Source organism: Streptomyces hawaiiensis, assembly GCF_004803895.1.
Lineage (GTDB): Bacteria > Actinomycetota > Actinomycetes > Streptomycetales > Streptomycetaceae > Streptomyces > Streptomyces hawaiiensis.
On record NZ_CP021978.1, the window covers coordinates 5731494 to 5746931 of the forward strand.

Annotated in this window: 14 protein-coding genes; 6 read left to right on the forward strand and 8 right to left on the reverse strand. The window is 71.4% G+C overall.

What is annotated here, in order from left to right; genetic code table 11:
• Positions 1–3 precede the first annotated feature (3 nt).
• On the reverse strand, positions 4–1119 hold the full coding sequence (locus CEB94_RS26600) for a magnesium and cobalt transport protein CorA (RefSeq protein WP_175434594.1): 1116 nt from the start codon (positions 1117–1119) through the stop codon (positions 4–6).
• Between the two features lie 454 nt (positions 1120–1573).
• Between CEB94_RS26600 and CEB94_RS26605 the strand changes: the two genes are divergently transcribed.
• The gene (locus tag CEB94_RS26605; protein WP_175434595.1) at positions 1574–2158 is read left to right on the forward strand and encodes a suppressor of fused domain protein; all 585 of its coding nucleotides are present in this window, start codon (positions 1574–1576) and stop codon (positions 2156–2158) included.
• Between the two features lie 30 nt (positions 2159–2188).
• On the opposite strand, the gene CEB94_RS26610 is transcribed toward CEB94_RS26605, so the two are convergent.
• Positions 2189–3412, reverse strand: a complete 1224-nt coding sequence (locus CEB94_RS26610; protein WP_175434596.1) for an MFS transporter — start codon at positions 3410–3412, stop codon at positions 2189–2191.
• A 159-nt stretch (positions 3413–3571) separates the two neighbouring features.
• On the opposite strand from CEB94_RS26610, the gene CEB94_RS26615 reads away from it, so the two are divergent.
• The 3 genes from CEB94_RS26615 (at position 3572) to CEB94_RS26625 (ending at position 5907) form a co-directional block, all read left to right on the forward strand.
• Complete coding sequence (locus CEB94_RS26615; RefSeq protein WP_175434597.1) at positions 3572–4213, forward strand: DUF6758 family protein; 642 nt, start codon at positions 3572–3574, stop codon at positions 4211–4213.
• 118 nt (positions 4214–4331) lie between these two features.
• Positions 4332–5192: a PHP domain-containing protein gene (locus CEB94_RS26620; protein WP_175434598.1), complete on the forward strand. Its 861-nt coding sequence runs from the start codon at positions 4332–4334 to the stop codon at positions 5190–5192.
• A gap of 109 nt (positions 5193–5301) precedes the next feature.
• The gene (locus CEB94_RS26625) at positions 5302–5907 is read left to right on the forward strand and encodes a MarC family protein (RefSeq protein ID WP_175434599.1); all 606 of its coding nucleotides are present in this window, start codon (positions 5302–5304) and stop codon (positions 5905–5907) included.
• Between the two features lie 9 nt (positions 5908–5916).
• Here the strand turns inward: CEB94_RS26625 and CEB94_RS26630 are convergent, their stop codons facing one another.
• Both CEB94_RS26630 and CEB94_RS26635 read right to left on the reverse strand, forming a co-directional pair.
• Positions 5917–8028, reverse strand: coding sequence for a trypsin-like serine peptidase (locus CEB94_RS26630; RefSeq protein ID WP_175434600.1), 2112 nt, complete (start codon positions 8026–8028; stop codon positions 5917–5919).
• Between the two features lie 133 nt (positions 8029–8161).
• A complete protein-coding gene (locus tag CEB94_RS26635; RefSeq protein WP_094057445.1) occupies positions 8162–8314 on the reverse strand; it encodes a hypothetical protein in 153 nt (50 codons plus the stop codon).
• A gap of 219 nt (positions 8315–8533) precedes the next feature.
• Between CEB94_RS26635 and CEB94_RS26640 the strand changes: the two genes are divergently transcribed.
• A complete protein-coding gene (locus CEB94_RS26640) occupies positions 8534–9439 on the forward strand; it encodes an NYN domain-containing protein (protein ID WP_175437171.1) in 906 nt (301 codons plus the stop codon).
• Between the two features lie 143 nt (positions 9440–9582).
• On the opposite strand, the gene CEB94_RS26645 is transcribed toward CEB94_RS26640, so the two are convergent.
• Positions 9583–10455 carry an alpha/beta fold hydrolase gene (locus tag CEB94_RS26645; RefSeq protein WP_175434601.1) on the reverse strand — a complete coding sequence of 291 codons (873 nt, stop codon included), beginning with the start codon at positions 10453–10455 and terminating at the stop codon, positions 9583–9585.
• Positions 10456–10553: 98 nt separating this feature from the next.
• Complete coding sequence (locus CEB94_RS26650; protein ID WP_175434602.1) at positions 10554–13121, reverse strand: DEAD/DEAH box helicase; 2568 nt, start codon at positions 13119–13121, stop codon at positions 10554–10556.
• A gap of 475 nt (positions 13122–13596) precedes the next feature.
• On the opposite strand from CEB94_RS26650, the gene CEB94_RS26655 reads away from it, so the two are divergent.
• The gene (locus CEB94_RS26655; RefSeq protein WP_175434603.1) at positions 13597–14346 is read left to right on the forward strand and encodes a ferritin-like fold-containing protein; all 750 of its coding nucleotides are present in this window, start codon (positions 13597–13599) and stop codon (positions 14344–14346) included.
• A gap of 280 nt (positions 14347–14626) precedes the next feature.
• Here CEB94_RS26655 and CEB94_RS26660 read toward each other — a convergent pair whose 3' ends face one another.
• On the reverse strand, positions 14627–14899 hold the full coding sequence (locus CEB94_RS26660; RefSeq protein ID WP_175434604.1) for a hypothetical protein: 273 nt from the start codon (positions 14897–14899) through the stop codon (positions 14627–14629).
• 249 nt (positions 14900–15148) lie between these two features.
• A complete protein-coding gene (locus tag CEB94_RS26665; RefSeq protein WP_030854792.1) occupies positions 15149–15376 on the reverse strand; it encodes a DUF3107 domain-containing protein in 228 nt (75 codons plus the stop codon).
• Positions 15377–15438: the final 62 nt, after the last annotated feature.

Sequence of the window (15438 nt, forward strand, 5' to 3'; positions counted from 1 at the left end):
CGCTCACAGCCACCCGTTCCGCTTCAGTGTGCGGTGGATGCCGAGGCAGACGACCACCGTGAAGCCCAGGATCACCGGGTAGCCGTAGCGCCAGTGCAGCTCCGGCATGTGGTCGAAGTTCATGCCGTACACGCCGCACACCATCGTCGGCACGGCGATGATCGCGGCCCATGAGGTGATCTTGCGCATGTCCTCGTTCTGGGCGACGGACGCCTGCGCGAGGTTGGCCTGCAGGATGGAGTTGAGCAGCTCGTCGAAGCCGAGGACCTGCTCCTGGACGCGGGCCAGGTGGTCGGCGACGTCCCGGAAGTACTTCTGGATGTCCGGGTCGATCAGCCGCATCGGCCGCTCGCTCAGCAGCTGCATGGGCCGCAGCAGCGGCGACACGGCCCGCTTGAACTCCAGTACCTCGCGCTTGAGTTGGTAGATCCGCCCGGCGTCCGAACCGCGCGGAGCACCCTTGCGCCCCGGGGAGAACACCTCGGTCTCGACCTCGTCGATGTCGTCCTGCACCGCGTCGGCGACGGCGATGTACCCGTCGACGACGTGGTCGGCGATGGCGTGCAGCACGGCCGAGGGGCCCTTGGCGAGCAGCTCGGGGTCGTCCTGGAGACGGTGCCTGAGGGCCCGCAGGGAGCCCTGCCCGCCGTGCCGGACGGTGATGAAGAAGTCCCGTCCGGTGAAGCACATGACCTCACCGGACTCGACGACCTCGCTGTTGGCGTCGAGCTGGTCGTGCTCGACGTAGTGAATGGTCTTGAAGACCGTGAACAGGGAGTCGTCGTAGCGCTCCAGCTTGGGCCGCTGGTGGGCCTGGACGGCGTCCTCCACGGCCAGCGGGTGCAGCCCGAACTCACTGGCGATGCCGGAGAATTCGGCCTCCGTCGGCTCGTGCAGGCCGATCCACACGAAGCCCCCGTCGCGGCGCACCAGGCGCACCGCCTCGTGCGGGGTCAGGGCGGTCTCGGTCTCGATGCGGCGGCCGTCCCGGTAGACGGCGCAGTCGACGACGGCCGTGGCCGCCCCGGGGCTGCGGGTGGCGTCGTACGTCCCGCCGTCCTTGCGCAGCGACACACGGGACGGACGGACGACTGCGCGCAGGTCGCGGATCATCGACATGGCGGGCTCCTTCGCGGGCAGGCAACGAACGGCGCCGGCGACGGGTGGAACCACCCGGAATGAGGACGTAGTGACTACGGATGTTTGGCACGTCCACAAAGCGGGGAGCACCGCACCGTCGCGGTGGCCGGTTTCGTTACTGATTCAGCTACTGAGGCAGATCAGGCAAAGCGAACGAAGCGCTCTTCCGCGGTGAAGCGAGTGCGAGAGGTGGCAGCCAGAGAAAGAAGCAGCTACATCGGCGGCGCGAAGAGCGTGGTGCTACTGCACGGTCGACTTCGATCCATTGCAGCCCCACCTCCTCCGGCCGGTCCCTCGTAAGGGAGTTCCTTCGGCGTCGGGGCTTGATCGCGACGCTTCTGCGTGCTGCCCCGAACCACCGGGCAAGAATAGCAGCCGACACAACTGTCAAGGTGCTGCTTTGCCCCCTACTGGCGAGTTCTATGCTCGCCGCATGGCAGATGTTCTTCCTCTGGTCGAAGCCCGGTTGCGCACCGCTCTGGGCGAACCGGACGCGCGCGCGGCGGTCACCTTCCTGGGCACGGACCGCATCGAGGTGCTCCGCTTCCAGGAAGGCGACATCGTCCGCTACGCCACGCTCGGCATGTCCGCGCATCCCATGACGGACCCCACGGCGGTGGTCACCGACCCGGTCAAGGGCCCGCGGGCCGAGCTGGTCCTCTCGGTCCGTTCCGGGAGCGCCGACACCGGCAAGGTGCTCCGCCCGCTCGCCGTGCTCGCGGCGTCTCCGCAGGTGGAGGGCTTGGTCGTGGCTCCCGGCGCGTCCCTCGACGTGGGTGAGCCGCTGTGGCCGGGCGCTCCGTTCACCTCGGTCCTGGTCGCCGAGCCGGGCGGCCTGGTGGAGGACCTGGAACTCGACGAGCCCCTGGATCCCGTGCGGTTCCTGCCGTTGCTGCCGATGACCCCGAACGAGGCCGCCTGGAAGCGGGTGCACGGCGCGCAGGCGCTTCAGGAGCGGTGGCTGAACCAGGGGACGGACCTCCGGGATCCGTCCCGGAAGTCCGTCCCGCTGGAGTGAGCAAGCTCACCAACCCCTAGTTTTCCAGCCTCAGTTGGCGAACACGGTGACGCCGTCCTCGGTCGCGTGCCGCGGCTCCAGTTCCTCCGCTTCGTGTGTGAGCGCCTTCCGCCGGACTACAACCACGACCGCGCCGGCGACCGCGGTGACCGCCGCCACCACGAAGGGGATGCGGATGTCGGTCCACTCCTCGATCTTCGGCGCGAAGTACGGAGCGGCCGCCGCCGCGAACCAGCGCACGAAGTTGTAGCCCGCGCTCGCCACCGGCCGGGGCGCGTCCGAGACGCCGAGGGCCAGCTCGGTGTAGACGGTGTTGTTCACGCCGATGAAGGCGCCGGACAGGATCGTGCAGACGACGGCGGTCGTGTGGGAGCCGTAGCCGAGCACCAGCACGTCGGCCGCGAGCAGTACCAGCGAGCCGCCGAGCACCTTCAGCGAACCGAACCGCTTCTGGAGCCGGGGTGCCACGATCACCGAGAAGACGGCGAGCAGCACACCCCAGGCGAAGAACACCGCTCCCGACCGGTACGGGCTCATGTTCAGCACGAACGGCGTGAAGGCCAGCACGGTGAAGAACGTGTAGTTGTAGAAGAACGCCGAGACCGCCGCGGAGGCGAGGCCGCCGTGGCCGAGGGCCTTGATCGGGTCCAGCAGTGAGGTCTTGCGGGCCGGCCTCGGCTGCTCCTTCAGGAACACCGTGATGCACAGGAAGCCGACGGCCATCAGGAACGCCGTGCCGAAGAACGGGTAGCGCCAGTTGGCGTCCCCGAGCAGGGCGCCCAGCAGCGGACCGCAGGCCATGCCGAGGCCGAGAGCGGACTCGTACAGCAGGATCGCCGCGGCACTGCCGCCGGCCGCCGCGCCGACGATGACCGCGAGGGCCGTGGAGACGAACAGCGCGTTGCCCAGGCCCCACCCGGCCCGGAACCCGACCAGTTCACCGACGGAGCCGGAGGTGCCCGCGAGACCGGCGAACACCACGACGAACGCGAGGCCGAGCAGCAGGGTCTTGCGGCCGCCGATCCGGCTGGAGACGAAGCCCGTCACCAGCATCGCGACGGCGGTGATGAGGAAGTACGAGGTGAAGAGCAGGGAAACCTGGCTGGCCGTGGCGTCGAGGCCCTGGGCGATGGACGGCAGGATCGGGTCGACGAGCCCGATGCCCATGAAGGCGACGACCGACGCCCCGGCGGTCGCCCAGACGGACTTGGGCTGCTTCAGGAGGCCGCCCGCTCCGGCGTCGAAGGGGTCCATTGCGTGCTCTCTTTCTCAGGCGAGGTAGTTGGTATATACACATACTAAGTTAGCCAGCCTAATTAATGCAGGCTACATCTAGTGTGGGTGGTGAAGGGTTCCGTCCGGATGGGTGATCGTCCTTGACGCGGCGGGGCGGGGGTAGGACCGTGGGGCCCTATGAGGGGCGAACCCAGTTGCCCGAAGTGCGGTGGCCGGGTCAGGGCTCCCGGCCTCTTCTCCGACTCGTGGCAGTGCGATGCGCACGGCACCGTTCATCCGGTGCAGCCCGTGATACCGCCGAGCGTCGACGCCCTCAACGTCGTGGTGCACCGCACTCAGGTGCCGCTGTGGATGCCGTGGCCCCTGCCGGTCGGGTGGCTGTTCACGGGCGTGGCCTGCGCGGGGGACGACCGCACGGGCGGCCGTGCGACCGCCGTCGCCTGCACGGGACCCGGACCGCTCGGCGGGATGGGCGAGCTGATCCTGGTGGCCGAGGAGCTCGGGGTCGGGCTCGGGGCGCGGTACGCGGGCATGGACGGTCCCGACCCGGGGCCGCACATGAACGTCGAGAAGCCGCCTCAGGCGAAGGTGCTGGCCGCCGGGCGCCCCACGCCGCTGTGGCATGTGGCCGGGGCGCCGGACGACCGGGCCGTCTTCGCCGGTGAGGCGCTGGGGGTGTGGCTCTGGGCCGTGGTGTGGCCCGAGCAGTCCGGGCTGCTGATGTACGACGAGCTCGTGCTGACGGATCTGCGGGATGCCGGCGCCGAGGTCGAGCTGGTGCCGTGCGGCGCCTTGTCGCCGCGCTTGCTGGGAGCCTGAGGGGTGTAGGGCTCAGGGTGTAGGGGGCGCTTGCCCGGTTCGGGTGTGACATGGGGCGTCGAAAAGCTGGTTATCCTTGAGCAGTCCTGTCGTCCCGCCCGTGTCTGGAGTCCGTGTCGTGCGTATCGATCTGCACACCCACTCCACCGCTTCCGACGGGACGGACTCGCCCGCCGAGCTGGTGCGCAAGGCCGCTGTGGCCGGGCTGGACGTCGTCGCGCTCACCGATCACGACACCACCCGCGGGCATGCCGAGGCGATCGTCGCGCTGCCCGAGGGAGTCACGCTGGTCACCGGGGCCGAGCTCTCCTGCCGGATCGACGGGATCAGCATGCACATGCTGGCCTACCTCTTCGACGCCGAGGAGCCGGCGCTGCTCGCCGAGCGGGAGCTGGTCCGGGACGACCGGGTGCCGCGCGCCCAGGGCATGATCGCCAAGCTTCGGGAGCTGGGCGTGCCCGTGACGTGGGAGCAGGTGGCGCGGATCGCCGGTGACGGGTCCGTCGGGCGCCCGCACGTGGCGAGCGCGCTCGTCGAACTGGGTGTCGTGCCGACCGTGAACGACGCCTTCACCCAGGACTGGCTGGCCGACGGCGGCCGGGTCTTCGTGGAGAAGCACGAGACCGACCCCTTCGAGGCGATCCGGCTGATCAAGGGCGCGGGCGGGGTCGCGGTGTTCGCGCATCCCGGGGCCAGCAAGCGGGGGCTCACGGTGCCGGAGGCCGCCATCGCCGAGATGGCCGCGGCCGGGCTGGACGGCGTCGAGGTCGACCACATGGACCACGACGCCGACACGCGCGCGCGGCTGCGGGGGCTGGCGAAGGAGCTCGGCCTTCTCGTGACCGGGTCGTCGGACTACCACGGCAGCAGGAAGACGTGCGTGCTCGGGGAGTACACGACGGATCCCGAGGTGTACGGGGAGATCACGCGGCGGGCCTTCGGGGCGTTTCCCGTGCCGGGGGCCGGCGGGGTCGTCTGAGGTCTCTCCCCCGTAGGTCCGTTTCTCTCCCACTCGGCGCCGCGCTGCGCCCACCCGTTCCCACCGAACGGCCCGGCCGCGGCGGCAGCCCCCTGCGCAAGGCTCACTCATGTTCGACCTCGCCGTCTTCGGCTCCCTGTTCCTGACCCTCTTCGTCATCATGGATCCCCCGGGGATCACCCCGATCTTCCTCGCGCTCACCGCCGGCCGGCCCGGCAAGGTGCAGAAGCGGATGGCCTTCCAGGCCGTCTGTGTCGCCGGCGGTGTGATCACCGTGTTCGGGCTCCTCGGGCACCAGATCCTGAACTACCTGCACGTGTCCGTGCCCGCGCTGATGATCGCGGGCGGTCTGCTGCTTCTGCTGATCGCGCTGGATCTGCTCACCGGCAAGACCGACGAGCCGAAGCAGACCAAGGACGTCAACGTCGCCCTCGTACCCCTGGGCATGCCGCTGCTGGCCGGGCCCGGGGCGATCGTGTCGGTCATCCTCGCCGTGCAGAAGGCCCACGGCGTCGCCGCGCAGGTGTCCGTGTGGGCGGCGATCCTCGCCATCCATGTCGTGCTGTGGCTGGTGATGCGGTACTCGCTGGTGATCATCCGGATCATCAAGGACGGCGGTGTGGTCCTGGTGACCCGGCTCGCGGGCATGATGCTCTCCGCGATCGCCGTGCAGCAGATCATCAACGGCGTCACGCAGGTGATCCAGGGGAGCTGACGGTCCGCGTCAGGCCTGGCGGATCAGGACGCCGCGGATCTCCCGGGCCGGTCCGGGGTGGCCGAGGTACTCGTCCATCCTGTGCGCGCGCTCGCGGCCGTTGGGGACGGCCAGCTGGGTGAGCTTCCCCCACCGTTCGTCCTCCAGGGGGCAGCCGATGGCCACCGCGTCGGTGGGGCACCAGACGTTGACCCAGTCACGCACCCTGGGCGGCTGGTGCGGGCCACGGGTGAGGAGGCGCTCATTGACGCCGTCCAGGCCGAGCGGGCTGCCCGCGGTGACGAGCAGGACCGGGTCGAGGCCGTCGGGCAGCCGGGTCAGCAGGTCCATGCCCACGACCGTCCCCAGGCTGTGCGTGACCAGCACCAGCTCGCCGTTGGTGGGCATCGTCTCCATGACGCTGTCCAGCACCGCCTGGCGCACGGCGCTCTCGCCGAGGTACAGGTCGACGTCCCGCAGGAACGTGGCGATGGTCCACTCGTCGAGGTCCGACTTGGCCGCGAGCCAGCTCAGCGGCCGGTGCAGCGCCCCGATCAGGCCCGCACCGAAGCCCTCCGTGGTCGCCGGACCGTTCTGGGGCATGCCGGCCCGGGCGGCCGCCTCGTAGAGCAGTCGCTCGTAGGAGCCGGTGGGCGACTCCGCGGCGAACACCTCGGCGGCAGCGGCGGCGCTCACCCGGTCCAGGCCGATGGACTCGGCCGTGCTCTCCCTGCCGCTCACGAGGTCGTGCAGTCTCGTGCCGTAGAACGGGAACCACACGTCCTCCGGGTCGAGCGGTTGCAGGCCCGCGAGGGTGAGCCCGCGGTTCAGGCCGGCCGTCCACGTGCGGCGGAGATCGTCGGGGTGGTTGTCCTGCTGGTCCCGGCCGTGCAGGAAGACCACGTGCTGACGGCCGCCGAAGGCGGTACCGCGGGCGCGGAGCCCGACCCGGGGTCTGCGGGCCGCGGTCTCGCTCCCGGTCATGGGAACCGTCACCGGGACCGCTGGGGCCGACGGGGCCGTGACGCCCGGTACCGGCGCCGACCTCTCGCTCTGTGCCCCGGCGACGGGCGACGGGCGGGCCGGCGCGGTGGCCATGGTCCGGTCCAGTCCGGTGTCCGGGCCCATCTCGGCCAGCAGGGCACGCCGCCCCGGGTCGAGGTCCAGCCCGGCCAGGTGCTTGAGGATCGAGCTGATCCGGACGCCCTCGTTGGCGACCCACTCGATGGCGTCGTCGCCGTCGCCCTGCTGCCAGGGCCGGCCGTCCTTGCGCAGCACGCGGCCCTGGTCGTCCTTCTTCGGCACGCCGCTGTGGTGCAGCGCCACGACCTCCCACTGGTCGTTGAAGACGGGCGAGCCGGAGTTCCCCGGTTCGGTGTCGGTCTTGTAGTGGACGAAGTCGTCGAGGCGGACCAGCACCGCGTTGTCGCGCAGCGCGATCTCCTTCAGCCGCCCCTGCGGATGGCCGATGATGTTCACCTTCTCGCCGAGCACCAGCTTGCCGATCTGCACGCTCAGCCGGTTCCAGCCGAAGATCTCGCCCGGGGCAGAGCCGTCCGGGGCGGGCGCCACCGCCACCAGGGCGAAGTCGAGCCGCCGGTCCGCCGCGAAGAAGGCCCCGGGGTCGAGCTCCATCCGGACGACGGTGTCGGGCAGGTTGTCCGCCGTGACCTGGGCGCTGAACTCCACGAAGCAGCGGCGGGCGAAGCTCTCGTCGGGCAGCACGTGGTGGTTGGTCATCATCAGCTGCGGAGAGACCAGGAAGCCGGTGCCGTGCGGCAGCTCGCGGCCGTCGCGCCGCAGGGTGATCCGGGCGACCGTGGCCCCGGCCCTGACCCCGCGCGGCAGGAAGCTCCAGGCCTGAAGCTCGTTGGACAGGTCGATGATCCGCTCGTTGGCGTCGGGCAGGTCCATGGCCTCGCGGTGGATGTCCGCCACCACCGCCGAGGCCGACAGACCACCCCGGTCGAGGATCCGGTCGGCGCGCACGGCGAGCGCGTCCGGGGAGTCCGGGAACCGCACACCGGCCGCCAGCCGGTCCTCCACCCGCTCGCGCTCCGCGGCGGAGTCCTCGTAGCGCCGCGCGGCCTCGTCGGCGGCCTGCTCGTGCAGCTCCTTGTGCGACCGGTCCGTCACCGACATGGTCCACCGTCCTGTTCTGGCTCGCGCTGGGCCCCTCAGCCAGTACGCCCCCGGTCGCGCAGGTCCGCAACAGCGGAGCCCCCGCACGGCCGATGCCGGGCGGGGGCTGCGAAGTGTGGGAGAGCTGCGCGCGTTATGAGGCCGTGGTCTCGGCCGGGCGGATCCAGAGGCGCTGCCCTATGGCGGCCGCCTGCTGCACGATGCGGTTGACGGAGGCGGCGTCCACGACGGTCGTGTCCACAGGTGTGCCGTCGACGTCGTCGAGTCGCATGATTTCGAAGCGCAAGGGCTTCTCCCTTCGTCTGGTCATCCTCCTGAGGAGAACTACTCGGTGTGCGGTCCACCGGGCTCTCGTGCCCGGTGTTCCTTATGGGTCAACAGGGATGCAGGGTTCAAACATTCCCTACGCTAAGGAAATTTTTCGAACGGCTAATTACCAAGCCGTAAGAGTGTGGTTACGGGACCGACCGGGACCGGTTGTGTTCGCAGCGTGACCGCCGGGACAATGGAGGTGATGAACGACGACCTCGCGGCCCTCAGCGCCCGCATCGACCGCACCAACGAGCTGCTCCAGCGCATGCTCGCCGAGGTGGCGAAGACGCCCTCCACCCACGCGATCTTCGTCGATGCCGGGTATCTGTACGCGGCCGGTGGACGCCTCGTCGCCGGCACCGAGGACCGCCGCGCGTTCGACCTGGACGCCGAGGGTCTGATCGACGCACTCATCGACAAGGCCCGCACGATCTTCGCGGACAGCCGGCTGCTGCGCGTCTACTGGTACGACGGCGCCCGGCGCCGCATCCACACGGCCGAGCAGCAGACCATCGCGGAGCTGCCGGACGTCAAGGTGCGGCTCGGCAACCTCAACGCCAACAACCAGCAGAAGGGCGTCGACTCCCTCATCCGCTCCGACCTGGAGTCCCTCGCCCGGCACCGCGCCATCAGCGACGCGGCCCTGCTCGGCGGCGACGAGGACCTGGTGTCGGCGGTCGAGGCGGCCCAGGGGTACGGCGCCCGGGTCCACCTCTGGGGCATCGAGGCGCCGGAGGGCCGCAACCAGGCGGAACCCCTCCTGTGGGAGGTCGACAGCCAGCGCACCTTCGACCTCGACTTCTTCAAGCCGTACGTCTCCCGCCGCACGGCGGCCCCCGCCTACGAGACGGCCGCGGGTCGGCCCGCCCGCGAGGACGTGCGGTTCGTGGGCGCGCAGATCGCCGCGAAGTGGTTGGCGGCACGCGGCCGGGACACGCTGGTGGAGCTGCTGCCCGGGCACCCGTACCTGCCCGGCTCGGTGGACCAGGACCTGCTCGTCGAGGCGGAGGGCCTCCTGCAGTACTCACTGCGCGGCCAGGCGGACCTGCGGCGGGCGCTGCGGGACGGCTTCTGGGATCACCTGCGGACGCAGTACTAGGCCGTCCCGGGAGCCGCGGGGTTACCAGGCCCGTCCTGTGCCGTCGTGGGAGTCGGCGGGTGCTTGAGCCGGTTCGATGCCGTCCTGGGAGTCGGCGGGGTGGTCGGGCCGGTCCTGTGCCGTCCCGGGAGCCGGCGAGGCGGTCAGGCCGGTCCGATGCCGTCCCAGAAGTCGGCGAGGGCGTGGGCCGTCGGCAGGGGCCGGTCGGCGTTGGGGGAGTGCTCCGCTCCTGTGATGACCGTGCGGCGTGCGTTCAGCCGCAGGGCCATCTCGTCGAAGATCGCCACCGGCCAGGTGTCGTCGTGCGCGCCCGACAGGACGTGGAACGGCAGCGGGATCGCGGCGAGTTCGGTCACGCGGTCCGGCTCGGTGCACAACTGGCGTCCGGTCGCGAGCAGTTGGGCAGGACTGTGGCCCATCCAACGGCGGCGCAACTGGTCCTGGTCACCGAGGCCGCGGGCGGGCCCGCCGACTTCCTCCGGCGGCCCCATGGCCTGGATGGCCTCCCACACCTCCTCCATCGACAGCACGGCGAGCGCGTCCCGCAGCAGCTTCACGCGCTGCTGCTGGGACACGGAGATCTCCGCCGGGCCGGACGAGACCAGGGTGAAGGAGACGAAAGGGGAGTGGTCGAGCAGCACGGCCGCACGGGCGATCTGCCCGCCGAGCGAGTGCCCGACGAGGTGCACGGGCCCGCCCAGCGCATCGGCCTGCGCGAGCACGTCCCGGGCCAGTTCCCGTTGGGAGTAGGCAAATTCGTCGTCCAGGGGGCCGTCCGACTCGTGCTGCCCACGCCCGTCCACGGCGACGACCCGGTACCCCCGCTCTGCGAGCGGCTCGTGGAGCAACCTGAAGTCCTCCTTGCTCCCGGTGAACCCGGGCAGCATCAGGACGACTCCCCTGCCCTCCACACCGGCCTTCGGCGACGAGTCGACGACGGCGAACTCCCCGCGCGAGGTGCGCAGGGGATAGGCGCGGGCGCCCGGGGGCGGGGGGAAGGCGGGGTGGCTGGTCACGGGGCGAGGGTAGCGGCTGGGGGCCGGCCCTGTGCCCCGGGTGAATGCCGACGGCCCGGCCCCCCGTGAGGGGGGCCGGGCCGTCAAAGAGGGGTGTGTCAGCCCTCCGTGGACTCCGCGGCGGCCGTGGCCTTACGGGTGCGGCGGGCCTTGGGCTTCGCCTCCGCCGCGTCCTCCGTAGCGGCAGCCGTGGCGGCCGTGGTCGCCTTGCGCGTACGACGCGGCTTGGCGGCCTCCGGCTCCTGATCCGCCTGCGCGGGGATCTCGGCGGCGGCCGGGACGGGCTCGGCGGCCTTGCGGGTGCGGCGGCGCGGCTTGGCCTCCGTGCCTTCGGCCGTGTCGACGGCGTCCTCGGCCGCTGCGGCGGTCTTCCGCGTACGGCGAGGCTTGGCCTCGACGGCCTCCGGCTCCTGAGCCGTCTGAGCCGGGATCTCGGCGGCGGCCGGGACGGGCTCGGCGGCCTTGCGGGTGCGGCGGCGCGGCTTGGCCTCCGTGCCTTCGGCCGTGTCGACGGCGTCCTCCGCCGGGGCGGCGGCCTTGCGGGTACGACGCGGCTTGGTCTCCGCGGCCTCGGCCGTAGCCGTAGCCGTAGCGGTGGCCGCGGTCTCGGCGGTCTTGCGGGTGCGGCGGCGTGGCTTGGCCTCGGTGGCCTCCGCCGTGTCGACGGCGTCCTCGGCCGCCCTCGACGTCGCTGCCGTCGCCTTGCGCGTGCGCGCGGGCTTCGCCTCGGCTGTCTCGGCGGTGTCCTCCGCCGCTGCGGCCGTCTTGCGGGTGCGGCGCGGCTTGGCCTCGGTCGCCTCGGCCGTGTCGACGCTCGCCTCGGCCTTGGCGGCCGTCTTGCGGGTACGACGCGGCTTCGTCTCCGTCGGCTCCGGTGCGGACTCGGTGGTCCCCTCGGCCGTGTCGACCGCCGACTCGGCCGCGGACGCCGCCGTGGCCTTGCGGGTGCGGCGGCGCGGCTTGGCGGCGGCAGCCTCGGGCAGCGCGGCGTCCGCGGCGGCCGGGGCCTCGGCGACGATCGCGGGCTCCGTGGCCGACGGCGTCACCGCGGCCTCGGTCTCCACCGCCGGCGTCTCCGACCGGCGCGTACGGCGCCGGCGCGGCTTCGCAGCCGTCTCAGGGGCCTCCGCGGCCGTACCCTCCGCCGTCGCGACGGCGGTTTCGGCCTGCTCGGTCACGGGGGACTCGACCGCCGCGACCGGGGCCGCCTCGGACTGGGACCCGCCGCGGGTGCGGCGACGGCGACGCGGGGTGCGCGGAGCCGTCACGGTGTCCGCCTCGGTGGGGCCATCGGTGACCGTAGTGGCCGGTGCGGGGGCGCCGACCGACTCGGGCGCCCCGTCCGCCGTGGCACCGCCGCGCGTACGGCGGCGGCGACGCGGCGTACGCGACGACCGCTCGTGGTCGGCCGAGCGGGACTCGTCCCGGTCGCCTCGGCCACCTCGGCCGCCGCGCCCGCGAGGCCCGCGGCCGCCCGGCTCGCCCAGGTCCTCCAGCTCCTCCGCGTCCAGCCCGGCGCGCGTACGCTCCGAGCGCGGCAGGACGCCCTTCGTGCCCTCGGGGATGCCGAGGTCGGTGTAGAAGTGCGGAGAGGTGGAGTACGTCTCCGGCGGGTCGCTGAAGCCCAGGTCCAGCGCCTTGTTGATCAGCTGCCAGCGCGGGATGTCGTCCCAGTCGACCAGCGTGATCGCCGTACCCTTCGCGCCCGCGCGGCCGGTCCGGCCGATGCGGTGCAGGTACGTCTTCTCCTCTTCCGGCGACTGGTAGTTGATGACGTGTGTCACGCCCTCGACGTCGATGCCGCGGGCGGCGACGTCGGTGCAGACGAGCACGTCCACCTTGCCGTTGCGGAAGGCGCGCAGGGCCTGCTCGCGGGCGCCCTGGCCGAGGTCGCCGTGGACCGCGCCGGAGGCGAAGCCGCGCTGCTTGAGCTGGTCGGCCAGGTCGGCCGCCGTGCGCTTGGTGCGGCAGAAGACCATGACCAGTCCCCGGCCGTCGGCCTGCAGTATGCGCGCCACCATCTCGGGCTTGTCCATGTTGTGCGCGCGGTAGATGAACTGCTTCGTGTTCGCGACCGTCGCGCCCGCGTCGTCCGGCGAGGTGGCGGAGATGTGCGTGGGCTGCGACATGTAACGGCGGGCCAGGCCGATGACCGCGCCCGGCATGGTGGCCGAGAACAGCATGGTCTGGCGCCGCACCGGCAGCATGTTGATGATCTTCTCGACGTCGGGCAGGAAGCCCAGGTCGAGCATCTCGTCCGCCTCGTCGAGGACCAGGCTCTTGACGTGCTTCAGGTTCAGCTTCTTCTGTCCGGCGAGGTCGAGGAGCCGGCCCGGGGTGCCGACGACCACGTCGACGCCCTTCTTCAGGGCCTCGACCTGAGGCTCGTAGGCCCGGCCGCCGTAGATGGCGAGGACACGGACGTTGCGCACCTTGCCCGCGGTCTGCAGGTCGTTGGTGACCTGTGTGCACAGCTCGCGCGTGGGGACGACGACGAGCGCCTGCGGGGCCTCGGTGAGGTCTTCGGGCTCGGCGCGTCCGGACTCGACGTCGGCGGGGACGGTGACGCGATCGAGGAGCGGGAGGCCGAAGCCCAGCGTCTTGCCGGTGCCGGTCTTGGCCTGGCCGATGACGTCCTTGCCCGACAGTGCGACGGGGAGCGTCATCTCCTGGATGGGGAAGGGGGTGATGATGCCGACGGCCTCCAGGGCCTCGGCGGTCTCGGGGAGGATTCCGAGCTCTCGGAACGTAGTCAGGGTGCTGCCTCTTCTGTGTGGGCGGCGCGAGGCGAGCGCGGGGTCGTGTCAGACCGTGCCGGGGACGTCGGCTGCCTACGGGCGGGCCGTAGAGCACGGGACCGCGCCGACGCTCTAGCGCTCATGCCGCTGAGGGTGTCCCCCTCCGGGTCTCGTACGCACTGTGGCGGACGGCCGGGGAGGGCTGTCGGGTCGGAGCCGATCGGGCCACCGACCGGGCATCCTCATACGTGCGGCCTGTCGAGGTACGTCGACGTACCAGCAGGCGCATTACCACCATACCCCGGAATCCCGCACATGCGATGGCTGATTCGGTCACGTAGTCGTCGTCACAGTGATTGACCAGGGCCTTACGCCTCCCGGCGGGCGGGCTATTGTGCGCTTCATGACGAGCTCTGACAAGCCTGAGAACGCCTCGGACACCGCCGCCGCCGAACAGACCTCAGTCGCCGCCCGGGACTGGGCGACGGCCTCCGCCGACCCGCAGTACCGCGCCGCGGTCGTGGACCTGCTCGGTGCACTCGCGTACGGGGAGCTGGCGGCGTTCGAGCGGCTCGCGGAGGACGCCAAACTGGCGCCGACGCTGGCGGACAAGGCGGAGCTGGCGAAGATGGCGTCGGCGGAGTTCCACCACTTCGAGAGGCTGCGCGATCGGCTCGCGGAGATCGGGGAGGAGCCGACGCGGGCGATGGAGCCGTTCGTCGCCGCGTACGACGGGTTCCACAAGCAGACGGCCCCCTCGGACTGGCTGGAGGGCCTGGTCAAGGCCTACGTCGGCGACTCCATCGCCAGCGATTTCTACCGGGAGGTCGCCGCCCGGCTGGACGCCGACTCCCGCGGTCTGGTGCTGGCCGTGCTCGACGACACGGGGCACGGCGGCTTCGCCGTGGAGAAGGTGCGGGCCGCGATCGACGCCGACCCGCGCGTGGGCGGGCGGCTCGCGCTGTGGGCGCGGCGGCTGATGGGCGAGGCCCTGTCGCAGTCCCAGCGGGTGGTCGCCGACCGGGACGCGCTGTCGACCATGCTGGTGGGCGGTGTCGCGGACGGCTTCGACCTCGCCGAGGTCGGCAAGATGTTCTCGCGGATCACCGAGGCCCACACCAAGCGGATGGCCGCACTGGGGCTGGCCGCCTAGCTAGGGTCTGTCGTTTGGATCAGGTCGGCTGAGAGAGACCGTGCCCATTCAGCCGACCCGAGCGGGGCGTGGTGCGTGCAGCTGCGAGGCGGAGGAGGGCGCCAACGCGTTGGGGGTCCCCCTGCTCGAGCGGAGTCGAGAGCTTGGGGGAGTTGGCAACCGACGACAACGCCGCAGATGTGCGTGCCACGCCCCGCGACGCCGGCATGATCCAAACGACAGGCCCCAGCTCCCGCGGACGGTCCACGTCTTCATCGGAGCCGCCACCGTCGGCGACCCCTCAGGCGGTCGCCGATCGGCGGCGCAGTCTTCCCGCCGCGGGGCGCAGCAGCAGCGACAGCGACGCCACCGAGACGATCATCGCACCGAGCAGGACGAGCAGTACGTGCCCGGCGTCCAGCGCGCTGTGCATGACGAAGGCCCCGAAGAGGGCACCGGCGACACCGGTCGACAGCACCATGGAGCGGGCCGGGAGACGGTGCGGCAGGCGCTGTGTGGCCGCCCACGCCAGAGCCAGGCCGAGGATCGCGGAACTCAGCGCTTCCAGGAGCATGTCGGGGTCCCTCCCACAATGGCCGGCCTACCCACATCGGTCGTAGCCCGTCTTACCCCTGACCTGCGGAATCCAACCACCCCTGTGGGCGACTTGTGCTCCATCCGTGGAGGAAGCGGTGCGCCGCAAGGGGAATTCGAGAGCACGCGGAAGGGGAATCCGAGGGCAACGCAGGAGGGGTGTCCGAGGGAGGGCGACGCAAACGGGGCGGGTCGGCCGCAGCCGTCCCGCCCCGCTCCACGCATGCGCCTACAGCGCGCCGAAGCCCACCTTGCGCGGGGCCGGCTCACCGATCTCGACGTACGCGAGACGGTCGGCCGGGACGAGGAGCTTGCGGCCGTGCTCGTCCACGAGGCTCAGCAACTGCGACTTCCCGGCCAGCGCCTCGGCGACCACGCGCTCGACCTCCTCGGCAGTCTGACCGCTCTCCAGAACGATCTCGCGGGGCGCGTGCTGCACGCCGATCTTGACCTCCACGGCTATGTCCCTCCGACGGTCAGTGATGTGCGCGACCTTCCGCGCCGTACGCAGCACACATT

What these genes read in the sequence shown, in the direction of transcription:
- CEB94_RS26600 (WP_175434594.1), bottom strand. Translation starts at nt 1,119, where the DNA reads ATGTCGATGATCCGCGACCTGCGCGCAGTCGTCCGTCCGTCCCGTGTG.
- CEB94_RS26605 (WP_175434595.1), top strand. Translation starts at nt 1,574, where the DNA reads ATGGCAGATGTTCTTCCTCTGGTCGAAGCCCGGTTGCGCACCGCTCTG.
- CEB94_RS26610 (WP_175434596.1), bottom strand. Translation starts at nt 3,412, where the DNA reads ATGGACCCCTTCGACGCCGGAGCGGGCGGCCTCCTGAAGCAGCCCAAG.
- CEB94_RS26615 (WP_175434597.1), top strand. Translation starts at nt 3,572, where the DNA reads ATGAGGGGCGAACCCAGTTGCCCGAAGTGCGGTGGCCGGGTCAGGGCT.
- CEB94_RS26625 (WP_175434599.1), top strand. Translation starts at nt 5,302, where the DNA reads ATGTTCGACCTCGCCGTCTTCGGCTCCCTGTTCCTGACCCTCTTCGTC.
- CEB94_RS26630 (WP_175434600.1), bottom strand. Translation starts at nt 8,028, where the DNA reads ATGTCGGTGACGGACCGGTCGCACAAGGAGCTGCACGAGCAGGCCGCC.
- CEB94_RS26640 (WP_175437171.1), top strand. Translation starts at nt 8,534, where the DNA reads ATGGAGGTGATGAACGACGACCTCGCGGCCCTCAGCGCCCGCATCGAC.
- CEB94_RS26650 (WP_175434602.1), bottom strand. Translation starts at nt 13,121, where the DNA reads ATGACGCTCCCCGTCGCACTGTCGGGCAAGGACGTCATCGGCCAGGCC.
- CEB94_RS26655 (WP_175434603.1), top strand. Translation starts at nt 13,597, where the DNA reads ATGACGAGCTCTGACAAGCCTGAGAACGCCTCGGACACCGCCGCCGCC.
- CEB94_RS26660 (WP_175434604.1), bottom strand. Translation starts at nt 14,899, where the DNA reads ATGCTCCTGGAAGCGCTGAGTTCCGCGATCCTCGGCCTGGCTCTGGCG.